The organism is Salegentibacter mishustinae, from assembly GCF_002900095.1.
GTDB classification, from domain to species: Bacteria; Bacteroidota; Bacteroidia; order Flavobacteriales; family Flavobacteriaceae; genus Salegentibacter; species Salegentibacter mishustinae.
This window is the reverse complement of sequence record NZ_LLKN01000002.1, coordinates 2,235,097-2,254,719: the sequence shown is the minus strand read 5'-3', so window position 1 is coordinate 2,254,719 and position 19,623 is coordinate 2,235,097. Positions and strand designations below refer to the sequence as shown.

Genomic DNA, 19,623 nt, shown 5'->3' with positions numbered 1-19,623 from the left:
AATATTTAAAAAAATTAAAAAAGCTACTTAATGGCAAAAGGTAAAAAGTTTCAACGGAGTGACCGGTCCCGTCCATATTTGAATATTCTGGACTTTATGGTTCAGGAAAAAGCTTTTCTTGCAATTGTAATTGTTGGTATTATTATGGCCGGAATATTCACTGGCAATAAAACTGCCGCTATGTGGCTTGGGTTTTTCTTTGCTGCTTATGCAACGGTAGCGAACGATAGTATTCAGTCTCTTGGGACTTTTATTGAAAGTAATAAGTCTAAGCGTTGGTGGATTTTATGGCTCTATGTAGGAACTATTTTCCTTGGAGTGGTGAGCTTTAGTTGGTTCTACTTTGATGGAGATGTTACCTTTCAACGACTTCTCAAGCCCGATGGAACCTCGCCGTATCCACACCCGGAGTCTTTCAGCTTTTTTCAGATTATAGCACCATTAGTTTTGCTAATTCTAACCAGGCTTAAGATGCCGGTTTCTACAACTTTCCTTATTTTAAGTGTTTTTAGTGCCGATACCTCTGGGATTACCTCGGTGGTATGGAAGAGTTGGACAGGCTATATTATGGCCTTCATACTGTCATTTTTGGTATGGTACCTTTCCTATAATTTTATTAAAAAATACTTTAAGAGTAGAAAATTCAACAATAGCTGGACCGCCGTTCAATGGGTGGTAAGCGGTACGCTCTGGGGAGTTTGGGTAATGCAGGATGGTGCCAATATAGCCGTATTCTTGCCTCGTAGCCTGGATGCTTTTCAGTTTGTAGTATTTGCACTTACCATTTTTGGAGGTTTAGGACTATTGTTCTACCTGAGGGGAGATAAAATTCAGGAAGTAGTTAGTGAGAAATCCAGAATTTCAGATATTCGTGCAGCAACCTTAGTAGATTTAACTTATGTAATTCTGCTTATCTATAAATTGTTTATCAGTACAGTACCTATGAGTACTACCTGGGTATTCCTTGGTATTATTGGTGGTAGGGAAATAGCGATAAGCTTGGCCAGAAATAAAAAAGGTAAGAAACACCGTAAGAAGGCCGGTAAGATGATTTTTAAAGATTTTGCTTACGCCATGATTGGCCTATTCGTTTCGGTAGCGCTTGCTGCTGCAGCCAACAAAAGTATACGTGATCAAATTATTAATTCGGTCTTTTAAAATCGCTTAAAAAATTAAATAATTGAATAAAATGCGCCTTTACCGGGCGCATTTTTTATTTTTATCTAAAATTATAAATAGATGAAAAAAATAGTACTTTTTTGCTTTTTAAGTATCGCCTTAATTTCCTGTAATTCTGAGAATAAAGAGGAAGCCGATCTATTGGTTTATAATGCAGAAATTTATACAGTAGATGATGACTTTAGTACTGCGGAAGCTTTTGTAACGAAAGATGGAAAATTTCTTGAGGTAGGCACTGCTGAAGAACTTCAGAAAAAATATAAAGTCTCAGAAAAACTGGATGCCGGTGGCAAAAGTGTTTTTCCGGGTTTTATAGACGGTCACGCTCATTTTTATAGACTGGGCCTGCAACAACAACGTGTAGACCTTGCCGGGACCAAGAGCTTTAAAGAGGTAGTACAGCGCATTGTTGATTTTCAAAATAAGCGAAATGTGGAATTCATAACCGGTAGAGGATGGGATCAAAATGATTGGGAGAATAAAGAGTTCCCTAATAAAGATACTTTAGATCAATTATTTCCCGACACCCCGGTTGCTGTAACCCGAATAGATGGTCACGCACTTCTAGCCAACCAGGCTGCCCTGGATAAAGCGGGAATCACCACCGAAACTTCTTTTAGCGGAGGAGATATAGAACAGGAAAATGGAGAGCTAACCGGTATTATTATAGATAATCCTATGGGACTTGTGGCCAACGCCCAACCAGCGCCCTCTACCAAAGAGCAGGTAAACGCTTTAATGGATGCGCAAAAACTCTCTTTTAAATACGGATTAACCACAGTTGTAGACGCTGGGATAAATAAAGAGACCATAGAGCTTATGGATAGCCTTCATAAAGATGGAAGCCTTAAAATTAGGCTGTATGCTATGATTAGTAATACAGAGGAGAATCTTGATTACTATTTAGATAAAGATCCTATTAAAACCGAAAGATTAAATGTGCGTTCGGTAAAGTTTTATGGTGATGGAGCGCTTGGTTCCAGAGGTGCTGCTTTAAAAGAAGAATATAGCGATCGTGCCGGCCATTTTGGGGCTTTGCTTTCGCCTGTTGAAGATTTTAAGGAAACAGCAGAACGTGTAGCTGCATCTAAGTTTCAGCTGAATACACACGCTATTGGAGATTCGGCTAATTATATGGTTTTAGAAACTTATGACGAACTTTTAGCCAATGATAAAGATCGCAGGTGGAGAGTAGAACATGCGCAGGTAATAGATGAAGAAGATTTTAAATATTTCAGCAAGAATATTCTTCCTTCAGTTCAGCCTACACACGCGACCAGCGATATGTACTGGGCCGAAGATCGTTTAGGTAAAGAAAGAATAAAGGGCGCTTATGCTTACAAAAAGTTATTAGATCAAGCCGGAATTCTTGCACTTGGGACCGATTTTCCTGTAGAAGAGGTGAGTCCGTTTCTTACTTTTTATGCGTCCGTAGCAAGACAGGATACCGATAATTTTCCCGAAGATGGTTTTATGAAAGAACAAGCCCTTTCAAGAGAAGAAACCTTAAAGGGAATGACTATTTGGGCGGCTTATGCAAATTTTGAAGAAGAAGAAAAAGGAAGTATTGAACCAGGAAAATTTGCCGATTTCATTATTCTGGATAGGGATATTATGAAAGTTGAGAATTCAGAGATTCCTGAAATTAAAGTTTTAGAAACATATGTAAATGGTGAAAAGGTATACTAAAAGCATTAGACTAAAAATGGATATCTTTGCCTCTCAAAAAAATATAAGAAAATGAACGAAGGATTATACGCTAAATTTTATACTACTAAAGGCCAGATTTTAGTAGAACTGGAATACGAAAAAGCACCGGGAACGGTTGGTAACTTTGTAGGGCTTGCCGAAGGTGAAATTGAAAATGAGGCTTTTCCTCAGGGAAAACCTTATTACGACGGACTTAAATTTCACAGGGTGATTCCTAACTTTATGGTTCAGGGCGGTGACCCGCAGGGAACAGGAGTTGGAGGTCCCGGTTATAAATTTGAAGATGAAATTCACCCGGAACTAAAACACGACGCTCCAGGAAAACTTTCTATGGCGAATGCCGGTCCCGGAACCAATGGAAGTCAGTTTTTTATTACCCATGTAGAAACTCCCTGGTTAGACGGAAAACATACCGTTTTCGGTAGCGTGATTCAGGGGCAGGATGTCGTAGATAGTATTAAGCAAGGCGATGAAATTGAAAAGCTAGAGATCATTAGATCTGGCGAAAAGGCTGAGAATTTTAATGCTGTAGAGTCTTTTAGACAATTTGATGGCGCCAAAGCCAAACGAGAAGAAGCCGCTAAGAAAAGGGAAGAAGAATTATTGGGTAAACTTTCCCAGGGTTTTAAAACCACAGAAAGCGGACTTCGATATAAAATTGAAAAAAAGGGAGAAGGAGCAAAACCTGAAAAAGGTCAAACCGTCTCTGTGCATTACAAAGGAATGCTAACCGATGGTAGCGTTTTTGACTCTTCTTATAAAAGAAATCAGCCGCTGGAATTTCCGGTAGGAGTAGGGCACGTAATTAGCGGATGGGACGAAGGTATTCTACTTTTAAATGTGGGAGACCAGGCTCGTTTCGTGATTCCTTCACATTTGGCCTATGGAGAACGTGGTGCAGGTGCTGTAATTCCACCAAATGCAGCTTTGGTTTTTGACGTGGAATTGGTTGCGGTAAAATAAAAGCTCAAACCCCAAAGGGGAAACTCAAAGAATAAAAAATACCTCACAAGTTTCGAAAAACCTGTGAGGTATTTTTTTAAAAGAACAAGTCTAAAAAGTCTTGTTTTCGTCAAGTTGTCCCGAGGCTTCGGGATTATTCAGACTTTATACCGCATTAACTTCGGGATTCTAACATGAATAGTTTATCAACATCTTAGATCTCCGAAAAAATTCGGAGCTGGCTCTGAAACAAGTTCAGTATGACGATTTGAAAAACATTTCTAAACTCTTTCATAATCTTTACTTAGAATCCGGCTGTGGAGTCATTCTAAGATATGGTTTTACCTCTTTAAAACCTTTTGGGAACATCTTCTTTGCATCTTCATTAGAAACCGAAGGGCTAATCACTACATCTTCTCCCTGCTTCCAGTTAGCCGGTGTGGCTACTTTTTGGTAGGCAGTAAGTTGTAACGAATCTATAACCCTTAATAGTTCATCAAAATTTCTACCTGTACTCGCCGGGTAGGTGATCATCAATTTGATGGTTTTATCTGGCCCAATCACATACACCGAACGTACCGTAAGTGTATCGTCGGCTTTTGGATGAATCATTCCGTAAAGATTAGAAACCTTTTTATCTTCATCTGCAATAATTGGAAAATTTACAGTAGTATTCTGGGTTTCATTTATATCGTCTATCCAGCCTTTATGTGATTTTACACCGTCTACACTTAAAGCCATCACTTTAGTGTTACGAGCTTCAAATTTATCTTTATACTTTGCCACCGTTCCTAATTCGGTGGTGCAAACCGGTGTATAATCGGCAGGATGCGAAAATAAAATCCCCCAGCTATCTCCTAAATAATCATAAAAATTGATTTTTCCTTCTGAAGTTTCAGCATCAAAATTTGGTGCTTTATCTCCTAATTTTAACTCGCTCATAATATTATCTTTTTTAGTGATTCGTACTATAAAATTAAAGAATAATATTCAGTAAAACCTATTAAACCAATAGGATTTACTTGCTTTGTGATAAGATTAACTGATTGTGATTTTCAGTAATTGAAACTGAACAAAGTTGGAAATTTAAGGTTCCGGCGCATACTTCCATTTAATATTACAGCCCATACTGGGTTTTTGATTTCCCGGAACTTTTTTATTAGAAAGTACCGCATCCATAGCATCGCGCAAATGTCGCCCGTTTACTGGGATTCCATTGCCCGGGCGGGAATCGTCTAATTGGCCACGATAGATTAGTTTTAAATCATCATCAAAAAGGTAGAAGTCTGGTGTACAGGAAGCCTTATAAGCTCTTGCAACATCCTGAGATTCATCGTAGAGATAGGGAAAAGAATACTGATGTTTTCTGGCAACCTCGTTCATATTATCTGGATGATCTGCAGGATAGTTTTCCACGTCATTACTCATAATTGCAGCAAACCCGAAACCTAAAACCCGGTAATCTCCAGCTAACCGCACTATTTCTTCGTTTACATGTTTTACAAAAGGGCAGTGGTTACTAATAAACATAATTAATGTACCCTTAGCGCCCCTAATATCTTTAAGAGAATACCTATTGCTTGTAATTACATCTACGAGGTTGAAATCTGGTGCCGGTGTACCCAAAGCGATCATATTTGAAGCAGTTCTGGCCATAATTTTTCTTTTAAATTTACTCGATAAACGGGATTAAATGCTCCGAGGCTTTCCTCAAAATTAAAATTTTATTTCACACTGGTTCGCTACAGGTAATTTACGAATTCACTGCGGAATATCTGCTTTTTTTCTAAATTGAAGGCAAAAATTAAATAATGGAAATTTCCTGGAAGGATTTTGAAAAAGTAGAAATGCGAATTGGAACTATTACTGAAGTTTCAGATTTTCCTGAAGCTAAAAATGCTGCGTATAAAATGCTTATAGATTTTGGAGAGGAAATAGGCCAAAGAAAGACTTCAGCTCAAATAACCAAACGCTATAAAAAGGAAGAATTATTGTATCGCCAAATCGTAGCGGTGGTTAATTTTCCGAAGAAACAAATTGCAAATATTATGAGCGAATGTTTGGTGTTAGGGGCAGTAGGAGAAGATAACGATATCGTGCTACTAAACCCCGATTTTAAAGTAGAAAACGGACTGCGAGTTGGATAAAACCTAACTCTCCACCTTACTATATTTGGTACCACAGGCTTCAGCGCATCTTGGATTATGTGGAGTAATAAATAACTTACCTTCTTTCAATTCGTAGCTTAGTTCAACATTTCTGTCAGCACAATTTGAGCTGATCATCTTCTCTGAAGCATCAAAAGTAGCTTCATTAATTTGCTCACCATAACAGAAACTTGTAGAAGAATAAACCATTCCGTTTTCATCAAACTCCAGGGTTCTACCGTTTTCTACTGTTTGCCAGGTACCGCTTCCATCACCGGGATCGGCAAGGGCTTCTGTTAATTGCCATTTCCCGACAATTTCTTTATTGTCCAGATCTGCTGGACTATTAAAAGTGGTAGAGCAGCTTGTTATTGTTGCAAATAGAAATATTAGAAATAAGTTTTTCATCTTTTAAGGTATAGGTTCTATTCTATAGATGCAACAATGCCATAATGGTTGCGCGATGTAAACTAAAAATTACATTTCGTCACCAAAAAAGATAGCGTTCATCAACAATTTGTTGGTGCCGTACCAGAAAGCCCTGAAATTAGTATTATCGGTAAATAGAATTACATTACCGCGTCCCATTCCTGTATGTTTAAATGGAACTGTACCTGCAATAGCTTCTAGCCTGGGAGCGCTAATGTAACCACTCAATAAAGGATTTTCGGTGTATTGAATTGGGTTGTTATAGCTTTGTTCATCGGCTTCTACAAAAATTGTAGTGTTTCTAAACAGAGCAAGTTTATTATTGGTGTAACCAAAATTTACCGGGTGTGAGCGATCTATATTTGCTTCAAAGATAGCGCCACCAATTCCCTGGGCGCCTCTAAAATCTCTTCGTTCTTCAAAACTAATATTTTCGGCTACCAAACTATCTTTTTTAATTTTCAGATCCATAAAATCTTGTCTTTCAAAAAAGCGTGCTGCATTGCGATAACCAATTAAAGTTCCGCCTGCACGAACCCATTCTTTAAGTTTTTCTATATCATTTTTTTCTAAAGCACTACCCCAGGAGTTTGGCAGAATAATATCGGTATATCGACTTAGATCTGCGCGAGAAAACCTCCTTGTGTCCAACTTCGTGATCTTCATATCGTAACGCTGGTCAAATAAGTGCCATATCTCCCCGGCATCGTAAGGGGTGATGCCGTCTCCAACAATTAAAGCTACTTTTGCAAGTTCGAGTGCTTTAAACTGGTTGCTTCCAAGGTTCACACCCTGGGTTAAGCCCGTGTTTATGGCATCAATTTGCACATTAGATTTTTCGGTTACGTTTTGCAGAAATTCATACATTTTTTCTGCATCTAATTTTTGATTTTGAACCGGGATAAGAATTGTACCGTAATCATATTCTGTATCGGCCAGAGTAAAAGGCTGCATGCCTACTTTTGTACGAAGCCCTTTTTCCAGGATCATATTTAAAGCTTTGGGCGAATAGTAATCGTGCCATTGCATAACATATGCGTAGCTGCTTTTTTCCAGGGTTTGAATTTCCGGTTTTGAGAGCTTTTCTATTTTCTCTCCCGCATTCTTCATTTTAATATCTTCAGCAAAATCCAGGTTGAAGGCTAGCGGAAGCGTCCAGGCCGAAACATCGTAGAATAAACTATCTTCAAATTCGGTGCGGCGTTCAAACATTGCTTTTACAAGCCTGTGTTGACGCTGATTTTTAGGAACTACATAAGCCGTGTTCTTATTAAAAGTTTCTCCATTGGTTTTTAAATCCTCTTCTAATTTGTGGATTTCTACTTTGTGCTTTTCAAGGATCTTTGCCAGTTCATAAGCTGCAGATGCATCTTTGTTACTTCCAAAAACATAGGCGCCATTTTCAGCTGAATTGCGAGCGTTTTTATAAAAATTACGCTGATAATTCAGGATTTCTTTGCGCATATTTTTAGCGGCTTCTAAGGTTGAAAGTGCCGCAGTAAACTGGTTTCTAATTGTAAACGGAAAGGTTAGGACACCATTTTCGGTTTCCTGGGCGTGGCCTCTGGAACTTCCCTGTTCAAAAAGAATTCCTATACTTCCGTTAATATCGGGGAAAGTAGAACCTTTTCCGTAGTAGAAATCGTCATAGTTTTCTTCGGTATAATAAAAGGAGCCCAGTTGGTCAAAAGCTTCAGCGTGATAAGTCCCTATTTCTTTGGTAAGTTCCTGGTTAAGATCTGGAGTTAATGGGTGCGTTCTCGATGGAATTCCCGGCTGGAAGAAGAAACTGGAATTAGAGCCCATCTCGTGATGATCTGTCAATATATTCGGCATCCATTTATGAAAAGTTTCAATGCGAGCCTGGGATTCCGGTAGCTGTACCGGCAGCCAGTCGCGGTTCATATCAAACCAATAGTGATTAGTTCTACCACCTGGCCAAACTTCGCTGTATTCCCGGTCTTGCGGATCGGGATTTATATTTTCGCTTTTATTGGTGTTAGCCCAGTAAGCAAAACGCTGCAAACCATCGGGATTAAAGACAGGATCAAAAAGAATTATAGTATTTTCTAATAACTCTTTTATTTCTTCACCTTCAGCAGCAGCCAGGTAATAAGCAGCTAAAAGTGCGGCGTTAGAGCCGCTGGCTTCGTTTCCGTGAATAGAAAATCCCTGGTTTACCACAATAGGCATTTCCTCTACATTTAAGGAAGAGGCATTCTCTTGAGTTAATGCTAGGTGATTTTTGCGAATTTCCTCTAAATTTTCGTGATTTTCTTTTGAAGTAATAGTGAGTAAAATAAGTGGACGCCCCTCGTAGGTTTCCCCTCGGTTTTCAATACTTATTCTTGGCGAAACCCTGGCGAGTTCCCGCATATAATTTAAAAGTAGATCGTGGGTAACGTGCCATTCTCCCGGTATATAACCAATAACATCCTGTGGTTTGGGGATTTCTTCATTATAGCTTACATCTTGAGGCAGGTAATATTCGAGACTAAGATCCTCAAATTCTTGCTGTGCAAATGAGTTAAAACAAATACAGAAAATTAGAAAAGGTAGAAGTTTTTGCATGTGGTTTTTTATTTGGGATATAAATATAAAAAAACCGTCCTGAATATCTCGGGACGGTTTTATATAATCTTGAAGCTAAAATTTAAATGTCGTCAAAACTCACATCGGTAAACTTTTCTGGCGATGCTCCTTCTGCTACTCCAGTTTCAGAAGTTTCATATTCCTTTTTGAAATCTTTCTGGTGACGTTCACTAATTACTTCTTCTCCTTTTTCATTCAGGATAAAATCTGTCATTTCTTGCAGAATTTCATTGAAACCGGCAAAATCCTCTTTGTAAAGGTAGATCTTGTGTTTTTTGTAGAAGAAAGAACCATCGTCGTTGGTAAACTTTTTGCTTTCAGTGATAGTTAGGTAGTAATCGTCAGCACGAGTTGCTCTAACATCAAAAAAGTAAGTCCTTCTTCCGGCTCTCAGCACTTTAGAGAATATTTCTTCTTTCTCCATCATTCCCTTGTCGCTCATAAAATAAATTCTTTAAATATTTTGGTTTAGTACTGCTCAAAAATCTAAAAATTTTTAACATCTAGCAAAAAATTTTCACATTTCTTTTTCATTTAACTGTTTTGCATACAATTCTTTGTAATAGCCTTGCTGGTTTAATAATTGGGAATGAGTGCCTTGTTGTACAATGGCGCCGTCTTCCAGGATAATTATTTTATCGGCATTTTTTGCTGAAGAAATTCTATGACTTACAATTATCGTTGTTTTCTCTTTTGAAATTTTAAAGAGGTTATTTAGAATTTCTTCTTCTGTTTCGGTATCTACGGCTGAAAGGCAATCATCAAACAATAAGATTTTAGGATCATGAATAATAGCACGAGCAATAGAAACCCTTTGCTTTTGTCCGCCAGAAAGTGTGATCCCACGCTCTCCCAAGACGGTATCATAACCTTTGCTGAAGCCTATGATGTTTTTATGTACCGAAGCATTTTTAGCGGCTTCAAAAATCTCCTCGTCGCTGGCATTGGTTTTTCCGAATTTGATATTGCTTTTAATAGAGTCACTAAATAAGAATGCATCCTGTGGCACGTAGCCAATACTATTCCTTAAACTATCTAGATTAAGGTTTTCGATGTTTCTACCGTCAATGGAAATCTCTCCATTTTGCACATCATATAATCTTCCAATAAGTTCGAGAATAGTAGATTTTCCAGCACCAGTTTTCCCGATTATCGCCAGTGTTTCCCCACTCTTAACTTCAAAAGAAACATTTTTAAGTGCGGTGATGTTTGTATCATCGTAGGTGAAGCTTACATTTTTGAATGCAATGCTACCGTGAATTTCATCTGGTGTCTCCTTTTTATTGGTTATTTCGGGTTTTTCCTTTAAGAATTCGTTAATACGTTCCTGGGAAGCTTCAGCTTGTTGCACCAAGGAAGTTACCCAACCAATAGAGGCAATAGGCCACGTAAGCATATTTACATAGAGTAAAAACTCTACAATAACCCCAATGTTTTCAATTTCTCCATTTATATATTGATTACCACCAACGTAAATTACCAAAACGTTACTAATCCCAATCAATAAAACCATAAGCGGAAAAAAGAAAGCCTGTACTTTAACAAGGTCTATGTTTTTATCGCGGCTTCCATTAGCAAGATCTACAAAATTATGGTTGATCTGCTTTTCCATCCCGTAGGATTTTATAACAGCGATTCCGCTAAAACTTTCCTGTGTAAAAGTGTTAAGCCGGGAAAGATATTGTTGTACTACAGTACTGCGTTTATGGATGGCAACACTAATTTTATAGATAGAAAATGCTAAAACCGGAAGTGGAGCAACTGTATACAAAGTAAGTTCTGGCGCTGCCTGAACCATAAAAATTAAAACAACAACCGTAGAAGTAAAGGTAGTTACCGTATACATAATTGCTGGCCCAAGGTACATTCTTACTTTGCTAACATCTTCGCTAATTCTATTCATTAAATCGCCGGTACGGTTCTTTTTATAGAAATTAAGAGAGAGTTCCTGGTAGTGTTTATAGATCTCGTTTTTAAGGTCAAATTCAATATCTCTGGAAACCACGATAAAGGTTTGCCGCATTAAAAAAGTAAGGAATGCTGCAATTAATGTAGCTCCAATTATAAGAGCAATATTTACTGCAAGTTCGGTTTTAAGTACTTCCATAGTACTTATTTCGCCATTTATAAATTGCTCTATCGCATCGGTAGAATCCCCAATCAATGGAATATAATACAGGGCGAAAATACGGGCTACTATTGTGATCACAAGACCAATTAATAGCTTCCATTTATATTTTAGGAAATATTTATTAAGGTGCTTAAGGTTTTTCATTTAAGGGTAAAAAAGCTAAATTTTGAGGATATGTTATTTTAACACGTTTTAAAAACCTCTTTATTGAAATATTCTTTATTTTTGCACAGTGATTTTCAGAAAAATGAAAACGCTAATTTATAAAACGTAACAAGTTATGCAAGTTGATGTTCTAAATGCAAATGAACTAAAAAAGTCTGCACCAGTATTCGGTCAGCTCTCTTTTAACGACCACGAGCAAGTAGTTTTTTGCAACGACAAAGATACAGGTTTAAAGGCAATTATTGGTATCCATAACACGGTTTTAGGACCAGCGCTTGGAGGAACCAGAATGTGGAACTACAGTAGTGAATGGGAAGCATTAAACGATGTTTTACGCCTTTCTCGTGGGATGACTTATAAAAGTGCAATTACAGGACTTAATCTTGGAGGTGGTAAAGCTGTTATTATTGGCGACGCTAAAACTCAAAAAACTCCAGAACTAATGAAGAGTTTTGGACGTTTTGTAGACTCTCTAAGCGGAAAATATATCACCGCAGAAGATGTGGGAATGGAAACTGCCGATATGGATACCGTGCGTGAAGTTACTAAATACGTAACCGGAATTTCTGAAGATAAAGGTGGTGCGGGAAATCCTTCTCCAATCACAGCTTATGGTGTTTTTATGGGCTTAAAAGCATCTGCAAAGCATAAATTTGGAAGTGACGATCTTGAAGGGAAATCAGTTTTAGTTCAGGGGATTGGACATGTTGGTGAAACACTTGTAGAGCATTTAACCCAGGATGGTGCTAAAGTTTATATCAGTGATATTAATGAAGAAAGACTGGAAGCAGTAAGAGATAAGTACGGCGCTATAATTTTTGAAGGTTCTGATGTATACGGGGCCGAAGTAGATATTTATGCACCTTGCGCTCTTGGTGCAACTATTAATGACGAAACTGTAAAGCGCATTAAAGCTAAAGTAATCGCTGGTGCCGCAAACAACCAGCTAGCCGATGAGCTTACTCACGGAAAAATTCTTAGAGAAAGAGGGATTGTTTACGCTCCAGATTTCTTAATTAATGCCGGCGGAATTATAAATGTTTACGCAGAACTTGAGAATTACGACAGGAAGGAAATTATGCGTAAAACAGAAAATATTTACAATACAACATTAGAAATTCTAAGCAAAGCAGATAAGGATGATATGACCTCACACTTTGCTGCACTTAAAATTGCACAACAACGAATTGATGATAGAAAAAATCAGAATTTGAAGTAGTCAATTTCAAAAGTTTGGTATTTTTGCAAGGCGAAAGAATATTCTTTCGCCTTTTCTAATTCTAAAAAGTTCTTTTACACTTATGTTGACAAGAAGACATATTCGGGTTAAAGTAATGCAGTCACTTTACGCCTTTAACCAAAGCCAAAACGACAACCTGGGAACCGAGGAGAAATTCCTGCTCAAGAGTATGGAAGAGATGTACGATCTTTTTCTGGTTCAATTAAGCCTAATTGAAGAGTTGAAAGGCCAGGCCGAAAACTTTTTAGAAAAATCTCAACAAAAGCACCTTGCTACCAGCGAGGAAAAAGATCCCAACAAAAAATTTATTTCCAACGCTATTTTTGAGATTTTCAAAAATAATGAGAGTCTACAGGATGCCCTGGAATCAAGAAAAATAACACATTGGAAAAGGGATGATGATTATGTGCAGATTATCTGGGAAGCATTAAAGAAAAGCGATATCTATAAAAATTATATGGAAACTCGCGAATCCAGTTTCAAGGAAGATAAAGAGTTTATCATCGCTGTTTTTAAAGAAATTATCGCTCCTAATGAAAAGCTTTATGATTACCTGGAAGATGCAAAACTTACCTGGATTGACGATTTACCAATTGTAAATACCGCCGTTTTAAAGTTCCTTCAGAAATTAAAGCCGAATTCTGCTGAGAATATGAAGCTTGGGAATCTTTATAAAAATGATGATGACAAGGATTTTGCTAAAGAGTTATTCAGAAAAACTTATTTGAATGATGATGTGCTTGCAAAAGAAATGCTGGGTAAAACCCCAAACTGGGATAAAGACCGAATTGCAGAAATTGATATGATCCTTATGAAAATGGCGATCTGTGAATTCCTTAAATTTCCTTCAATACCGGTAAAGGTTACTATCAACGAATACCTGGAGCTGGCAAAAGAATACAGTACGCCAAAAAGCAGTATTTTTATAAATGGAGTATTAGATAAATTATCTAAAGAATATAAGGAAGACAATAAGTTAAATAAAGTAGGGCGAGGCCTTATGTAATGAATAAAATTTCTTAATTTTAAAAATTAAATTATAAAGTTCACTATTATGAAAAATGGAATCTTAATGTTAGCTGCAGTGGGGGCGCTGCTATTTACTTCTTGTAAAGATAACAACAATAACGCCTCAGAAAAAGTAAAAGCTGAAAATGTAGAAAGCGCTGCAGAGCGTGATGCGCAGGCTACCGTTTATCCAAAAATGGAGTTTGAAGAATCTGAACACGATTTTGGGAATATTCCAAAAGGTAAAAATGTAGAGCATACTTTTACTTTCACCAATACCGGCCAGGCACCATTGGTAATTACAAATGCAAGAAGTACTTGTGGTTGTACAGTACCTTCTTATACTAAAGAGCCAATTCAACCGGGAGAAACTGGTGAAATGTTGGTGAAATTTAATGGTTCTGGAAACGGGCAGGTAACTAAAACAGTTACAGTAACTGCAAACACAGAAGCAGGTACAGAGCGTCTTAGAATTAAAGCCTTTGTAGAAACCGAACAAAACGCTAGCTAGTAAATGGATCAATTAACCCAGTTTGCCCCAATAATATTAATGTTTGTGGTGGTGTATTTTTTTATGATACGCCCGCAAATGAAAAAAGCTAAACAAGAGCGTAATTATGCTTCCGAATTAAAACGCGGAGATCGTGTGGTAACCAAAAGTGGTATGCACGGCAAAGTCGTTGACTTTAGCGAAAAAAATAATGCGGTTATTATAGAAACCGGAGCAGGAAAAATAACTTTTGATCGTTCTTCCATCTCGATGGAAATGAGTAAAAAACTCAACGAACCGGCCAAGCCAGAAAAAGAAAGTAAGGCAAAAGCCATTAAAGAAAAGAAATAGTTTCCCTGTTTTAATATAGAATCTAAAATCCCCAGCACTAATGCCTGGGGATTTTTATTTTTTAGAAGTTTTTGGCACATCACCCTGAACTTGTTTCAGGGTCTAATATCTTAGATTTTGTGACCTCCCGACGCTCGAGATAAAATACCGTCTACCTCGTTTAGCAGTTTTTATACTTATCGTGAAGTCCTTCGCCGTTTTTAATCATCGGTTTAATTTTCTCCAAACGGGATTGTTTTGTAGTTTCTCTCTTTGCCTGAGAAATATAATCGGCGTATTCTCTTTGTTTTCCTTTTGTTAATTGCTGAAAGGATGTCTCCAGATTCTTATCTTCTTTAAAAGCAGCTTGTAATTCCGAAGGAACGACTAGCTCTTTTGAAGGTACCGGTTTTATTTCTTTGCCTTCCCGCTGAATTTGGATAGCTTCAAGAACGTATTTCTGAAGAATTTCAGGTTCTATTTTATCGCCTTTCTCAAACCTTATTTGTCTTAAAGCTTTGGTTTTTCCTTCCTGCGCGTTATGGAGTAAAATCGTGTTTTCTTTTAATAGAGCGCCATTAAAAAACCAAAGTGCACAATGATTTTTAAAAGCTGCGATGCCTGCAACATTTTTTCCTTTCAGTGCATAAACAGGTGCACCCCATTTTATGCATTCTTCTAGCTCAGTATTTTGCATTATAGCTCTTAAAGACTCCAGCTCTTTTTCCCAGATAGGATGAGTTTCAATATATTCCTGTACAGATTTTACAGCCATTTTTCAGCCTATTAAAACACGGGTTATTTGTATTTCATTGAAGTCATTTCTGCGATTTTCACGATCACTTCTGTGGCTTTTTGCATGCTTTCTACCGGCACATATTCGTATTTTCCGTGGAAATTATGGCCTCCGGCAAAAATATTAGGGCAGGGAAGTCCCATATAACTTAGTTGAGCTCCATCGGTTCCGCCACGAATTGGTTTTAGAAGTGGTTCAACATTTGCTTCTTTCATGGCTTCTTTAGCAATCTCTATAATATGCATTACCGGTTCAATTTTTTCTCGCATATTAAAATACTGGTCCGTAATTTCAACTGAAATACAGTCACTCTCATATTGAGAACAAATCTCTGAAGCCAGGTCTTGCATCATTTCTTTTCTCGCATTAAAATGTCCCAGATCATGATCTCTAATTATATATTCCAACAAGGTTTCTTCAACGTCACCTTTCATACTACTTAGATGAAAAAATCCTTGCCGATCTTCGGTATGTTCGGGTGTTTCTAACCTTGGTAATGAGTTGATGAAATCTACAGCAATGTACTGGCTGTTTACCATTTTATCTTTGGCATAGCCGGGATGCACTCCCTTCCCGCGTACTTTAACAATAGCTTTGGCTGCGTTAAAATTTTCAAATTCAAGCTCTCCAATCTGGCTGCCATCCATTGTGTATGCCCATTCAGCGCCAAATTTTTCAACATCAAATTTATGTGCGCCGCGACCAATTTCTTCATCTGGCGTAAAACCTACTCGAATCTTCCCGTGTGGAATCTCTGGATTATCAATCAAATATTGCATCGCTGTCATAATCTCGGTAATCCCTGCTTTATCATCGGCGCTTAAAAGGCTGGTACCATCGGTAGTGATTATGGTTTGACCCTTATATTGTTTCAGGTCATCAAAATATTCAGAAGAAAGAATAATATTTTTCTCTTCGTTCAGCACAATATCTTTTCCGTCATAATCCTCAATAATTTGAGGCTTGATATCGGTAGCATTAAAATCGGGAGAAGTATCAAAATGAGAAATAAAGCCAATAACCGGAACCTGGTGTGGTACATTTGCGGGTAGCGTAGCCATTACGTAGGCGTGATCGTCTATACTAACCTCGGTCATGCCCATTTCCTGTAATTCATCGGCTAATTTCCTGGCTAGAACCCATTGCTTTTCGGTACTTGGTGTAGTCTGGCTTTCTGGATCGCTTTGGGTGTCTATGGTTATGTAACTGATAAAACGATCTATGATGCGCTGTTTGTTAATCATTTGGTTAGTAGTTTACTCGATAATCGAGAATTAATCCCGGGAAATATCGGGAATCCGAGGCTGTCCTCGTGTTCTTGTTCTTTTCAAGTTATACCTCACGTGCTAGCACTAAGGTTCTTCATTTTCAAAATTAAACATTCGTATTTCAGCCTCAAAACCTTTTAAGAATTAGGACTGGTTTTTTATGATTTCCTTCTATTTTTGCACAAATCAACTTTTATGTACAAATCTTCGATTAGACCTCTGTTATTTCGATTCGATCCGGAATGGGTGCATCACTTCACTTTTAAAACTTTAAAGAAATTAGGCAAAACTGCCGCTTTCAGAAGTATTATAAAAAAGAAATTTCAGCTTGAAGATCCGCGGTTAGAACGGGAGGTTTTCGGTTTAAAATTTAAAAATCCGGTGGGTCTTGCCGCAGGATTTGATAAAGATGCGAAGCTTTTTCGAGAACTCTCAGATCTTGGATTCGGCTTTATTGAAATAGGAACAGTTACTCCAAAACCGCAACCGGGAAATGAAAAAAAGCGACTTTTCAGGTTAAAAGAAGACAATGCGATTATTAACCGAATGGGTTTTAATAACGACGGGGTTGAAGCTGCGGTTAAGCGTTTAAAAAAGAATAAAAATGTACTAATTGGGGGGAATATTGGGAAAAATAAGATCACGCCAAACGAAAATGCGGTAGAAGATTACAAAATATGTTTTGAGGCGCTTTACGATTACGTAAACTATTTTGTGGTGAATGTGAGTTCACCAAATACGCCAAATTTACGTGAGTTACAGGATAAAGAGCCACTCACTAATTTGTTGAATACCCTGCAAAACTTAAATGCTAAAAAACCAAAGCAGAAACCTATCTTACTCAAAATAGCTCCCGATCTTACCGATGCTCAACTTTTAGATATAATCGATATTGTAAAGGAGACAAAGATAGCAGGGGTAATTGCGACGAACACCACAATCTCTCGGGAAGGTTTACAATCTGAAAATAAGAACGAAACCGGCGGACTAAGCGGTAAACCTTTAAAGAATCGTGCTACAGAAGTAATTCGCTTTCTTTCAGATAAAAGCAATAAGGCTTTTCCTATTATTGGGGTTGGTGGAATTCATACGGCTGAAGACGCCCTGGAAAAACTGGATGCAGGTGCCAGTTTAGTGCAATTATACACCGGATTTATTTATGAAGGCCCGGGGTTGATTAAAAAGATAAATCAAGCTATTTTAGGCAGAAAATAATAAATAAATGAAGAAATTCTACCTTACTTTTTTAACCTTAGTTTTAATTAGCCTGGATGCATATAGTTTTTCTGATGGTACCTCGCAAGTTCAGCAATCAGTGATCATCAATGGAATTAGCTTTGGTACTGTAATAGCTGCAATTACCTCATGGACTCGTAACCGGTCGGTTTTATTAATGGTTATACACGGGATTTTTAGCTGGTTTTACGTACTTTATTTTGTGTTGACGAGAAAGAAATCTGAAAGACGCTAAATTTTGTTAGAACAACTTATTCCGTTTTTAACCGCTTCGGCGGTCCTCACTATTTCTCCGGGACCAGATATTATTTACGTTATGGTTCAGGGAATGGCCAATGGTAAAAAACATGGCTTTGTAACCGCTCTTGGTCTTGCAACCGGAATTATAATTCATACCAGCCTGGTCGCATTTGGGGTTTCAGCAATAATTAAAAATTCTGATACGCTTTTTTTTATCATCAAACTATTTGGGGCAATTTACCTACTATATCTTGCCTGGCAGGTTTTTAAAAGCGATCCAGAGATCGCCTATTCTGCGGAAGGGATAAAAGAGAAATCCTTGTTTTCTCTTTTTAAGCAGGGATTTATTATGAATGTGCTTAATCCAAAAGTGACTATATTCTTTCTTGCTTTTTTTCCGGGTTTTCTTTGGGAGTCAAACGGCAATACCGTGCTACAATTCTATATTTTAGGTGCTTTCTTTATGCTTTTAACTATTCTTATTTTTGGAAGTGTAGCCTTATTGGCGGGAAAAATATCTAACTACCTTAAAAAGCATAAGCATTCCGGGATTGTATTAAAATGGCTGCAAATTGTAGCTTTTATTGGGATTGCAAGTTTTATCCTTATTTAGAGTATTTTTATCGGATAGCCTTAAAGGAAAATTAATAGTACGCTGTTTTGAATGCTATCAATTTAATAAAATGAATTATTTTGCATTGGTTTTTAAATATTCCTTAAAATACTATCTTTGGAGATATGGATAAAATCAAGCTTATCGAGTGTCCGCGAGATGCGATGCAGGGAATAAAAACCTTTATTCCTACGGAAAAAAAAGTACAGTATATTCAGTCTTTGCTCCGTTGCGGATTTGATACCATAGATTTTGGAAGTTTTGTTTCTCCCAAAGCGATTCCGCAAATGGCTGATACTGCTGAGGTTTTATCCAAATTAGATCTTTCTACTACAAAAAGCAAGCTGCTGGCTATCGTTGCGAATACCCGTGGGGCGCAAGATGCCTCGTTACATCCAGAAATTGATTATTTGGGTTATCCTTTTTCTATTTCCGAAAATTTCCAAATGCGTAATACGCATAAAACCATAGCCGAATCTGTTGAGATTTTAAGTGAAATCCTGGAGATCGCTGAAAGATCTAATAAAAAAGTGGTGGCTTATCTCTCTATGGGGTTTGGCAATCCTTATGGTGATCCGTGGGATGTGGAAATTGTAGGTGAGTGGACCGAAAAGTTATCGGCGATGGGTGTGCAAATTCTTTCTTTATCTGATACCATTGGAACTTCTTCCCCGGATATTATTGAGTATTTATTCTCAAATTTGATTCCTAAATATCCTGAAATTGAATTTGGAGCGCATCTGCATACCACGCCCACAAAATGGCACGAAAAAATTGATGCGGCTTACAAAGCCGGTTGCAGAAGATTTGACGGCGCAATACAGGGGTTTGGTGGTTGCCCAATGGCTAAAGATGAGCTTACCGGTAATATGCCTTCAGAAAAAATGCTCTCTTACTTCAACTCCAAAAAGGCAGATTCCAATATTAAAATGACCAGTTTTGAGTCGGCCTTCAACGAAGCTTCTAAAATTTTCAACGTCTACCATTAGTAGTGTTTATTTTAATTTTAAAGATTATTAGAAAAAGCTATTTAAAATTAATCTAAATAAACTTGCCCTAAAGAAAATGTGTTTTTATATTTGCTGCTCAATAACTTTAATCAGTCTA

Annotated in this window: 20 protein-coding genes; 12 read left to right on the top strand and 8 right to left on the bottom strand. The window is 37.6% G+C overall.

Annotated features, from left to right (window positions below):
* Nucleotides 1–30 precede the first annotated feature (30 nt).
* From APB85_RS12975 to APB85_RS12965, 3 genes are all read left to right on the top strand, one after another.
* Entirely contained in the window at nt 31–1,158 is a 1,128-nt protein-coding gene (locus APB85_RS12975; RefSeq protein WP_057481234.1) for a hypothetical protein, read from the top strand.
* Between the two features lie 81 nt (nt 1,159–1,239).
* Nucleotides 1,240–2,868, top strand: coding sequence for an amidohydrolase (locus APB85_RS12970; RefSeq protein WP_057481233.1), 1,629 nt, complete (start codon nt 1,240–1,242; stop codon nt 2,866–2,868).
* Between the two features lie 51 nt (nt 2,869–2,919).
* Entirely contained in the window at nt 2,920–3,852 is a 933-nt protein-coding gene (locus APB85_RS12965) for a peptidylprolyl isomerase (protein WP_057481232.1), read from the top strand.
* 279 nt (nt 3,853–4,131) lie between these two features.
* Here the strand turns inward: APB85_RS12965 and APB85_RS12960 are convergent, their stop codons facing one another.
* Together APB85_RS12960 and APB85_RS12955 are read right to left on the bottom strand one after the other, a co-directional pair.
* On the bottom strand, nt 4,132–4,773 hold the full coding sequence (locus APB85_RS12960) for a peroxiredoxin (RefSeq protein ID WP_057481231.1): 642 nt from the start codon (nt 4,771–4,773) through the stop codon (nt 4,132–4,134).
* Nucleotides 4,774–4,917: 144 nt separating this feature from the next.
* A complete protein-coding gene (locus tag APB85_RS12955) occupies nt 4,918–5,487 on the bottom strand; it encodes a thioredoxin family protein (RefSeq protein ID WP_057481230.1) in 570 nt (189 codons plus the stop codon).
* A gap of 155 nt (nt 5,488–5,642) precedes the next feature.
* Here APB85_RS12955 and APB85_RS12950 point away from each other — a divergent pair, with 155 nt between their 5' ends.
* Nucleotides 5,643–5,978, top strand: coding sequence for a tRNA-binding protein (locus APB85_RS12950; protein WP_057481229.1), 336 nt, complete (start codon nt 5,643–5,645; stop codon nt 5,976–5,978).
* A gap of 3 nt (nt 5,979–5,981) precedes the next feature.
* Here APB85_RS12950 and APB85_RS12945 read toward each other — a convergent pair whose 3' ends face one another.
* The 4 genes from APB85_RS12945 to APB85_RS17720 form a co-directional block, all read right to left on the bottom strand.
* On the bottom strand, nt 5,982–6,386 hold the full coding sequence (locus APB85_RS12945) for a lipocalin family protein (protein ID WP_057481228.1): 405 nt from the start codon (nt 6,384–6,386) through the stop codon (nt 5,982–5,984).
* A 69-nt stretch (nt 6,387–6,455) separates the two neighbouring features.
* Nucleotides 6,456–8,978, bottom strand: coding sequence for a M14 family metallopeptidase (locus APB85_RS12940; protein WP_057481227.1), 2,523 nt, complete (start codon nt 8,976–8,978; stop codon nt 6,456–6,458).
* Between the two features lie 82 nt (nt 8,979–9,060).
* A complete protein-coding gene (locus APB85_RS12935; protein WP_057481226.1) occupies nt 9,061–9,441 on the bottom strand; it encodes a PUR family DNA/RNA-binding protein in 381 nt (126 codons plus the stop codon).
* Nucleotides 9,442–9,516: 75 nt separating this feature from the next.
* A complete protein-coding gene (locus APB85_RS17720) occupies nt 9,517–11,274 on the bottom strand; it encodes an ABC transporter ATP-binding protein (protein WP_057481225.1) in 1,758 nt (585 codons plus the stop codon).
* Nucleotides 11,275–11,410: 136 nt separating this feature from the next.
* Here APB85_RS17720 and APB85_RS12925 point away from each other — a divergent pair, with 136 nt between their 5' ends.
* The 4 genes from APB85_RS12925 (at nt 11,411) to yajC (ending at nt 14,384) form a co-directional block, all read left to right on the top strand.
* A complete protein-coding gene (locus tag APB85_RS12925; RefSeq protein ID WP_057481224.1) occupies nt 11,411–12,514 on the top strand; it encodes a Glu/Leu/Phe/Val family dehydrogenase in 1,104 nt (367 codons plus the stop codon).
* 82 nt (nt 12,515–12,596) lie between these two features.
* Entirely contained in the window at nt 12,597–13,541 is a 945-nt protein-coding gene (gene nusB, locus APB85_RS12920; RefSeq protein ID WP_057481223.1) for a transcription antitermination factor NusB, read from the top strand.
* Nucleotides 13,542–13,589: 48 nt separating this feature from the next.
* Nucleotides 13,590–14,054, top strand: coding sequence for a DUF1573 domain-containing protein (locus APB85_RS12915; RefSeq protein WP_057481222.1), 465 nt, complete (start codon nt 13,590–13,592; stop codon nt 14,052–14,054).
* Between the two features lie 3 nt (nt 14,055–14,057).
* On the top strand, nt 14,058–14,384 hold the full coding sequence (gene yajC, locus APB85_RS12910) for a preprotein translocase subunit YajC (protein WP_057481221.1): 327 nt from the start codon (nt 14,058–14,060) through the stop codon (nt 14,382–14,384).
* 160 nt (nt 14,385–14,544) lie between these two features.
* Here the strand turns inward: yajC and APB85_RS12905 are convergent, their stop codons facing one another.
* Together APB85_RS12905 and pepT are read right to left on the bottom strand one after the other, a co-directional pair.
* Complete coding sequence (locus APB85_RS12905; RefSeq protein WP_057481220.1) at nt 14,545–15,138, bottom strand: YdeI/OmpD-associated family protein; 594 nt, start codon at nt 15,136–15,138, stop codon at nt 14,545–14,547.
* A gap of 23 nt (nt 15,139–15,161) precedes the next feature.
* Nucleotides 15,162–16,403, bottom strand: a complete 1,242-nt coding sequence (gene pepT, locus APB85_RS12900) for a peptidase T (RefSeq protein WP_057481219.1) — start codon at nt 16,401–16,403, stop codon at nt 15,162–15,164.
* Between the two features lie 219 nt (nt 16,404–16,622).
* Between pepT and APB85_RS12895 the strand changes: the two genes are divergently transcribed.
* The 4 genes from APB85_RS12895 to APB85_RS12880 all read left to right on the top strand — a co-directional run bounded on the left by APB85_RS12895 (nt 16,623) and on the right by APB85_RS12880 (nt 19,505).
* Nucleotides 16,623–17,642 carry a quinone-dependent dihydroorotate dehydrogenase gene (locus APB85_RS12895; protein ID WP_057481218.1) on the top strand — a complete coding sequence of 340 codons (1,020 nt, stop codon included), beginning with the start codon at nt 16,623–16,625 and terminating at the stop codon, nt 17,640–17,642.
* A gap of 7 nt (nt 17,643–17,649) precedes the next feature.
* Entirely contained in the window at nt 17,650–17,898 is a 249-nt protein-coding gene (locus APB85_RS12890) for a hypothetical protein (RefSeq protein WP_063870576.1), read from the top strand.
* 3 nt (nt 17,899–17,901) lie between these two features.
* Nucleotides 17,902–18,516 (top strand): LysE family translocator, encoded by a 615-nt coding sequence (locus APB85_RS12885; RefSeq protein WP_057481217.1) that lies wholly within the window; start codon nt 17,902–17,904, stop codon nt 18,514–18,516.
* A gap of 125 nt (nt 18,517–18,641) precedes the next feature.
* On the top strand, nt 18,642–19,505 hold the full coding sequence (locus tag APB85_RS12880; RefSeq protein ID WP_057481216.1) for a hydroxymethylglutaryl-CoA lyase: 864 nt from the start codon (nt 18,642–18,644) through the stop codon (nt 19,503–19,505).
* Nucleotides 19,506–19,623: the final 118 nt, after the last annotated feature.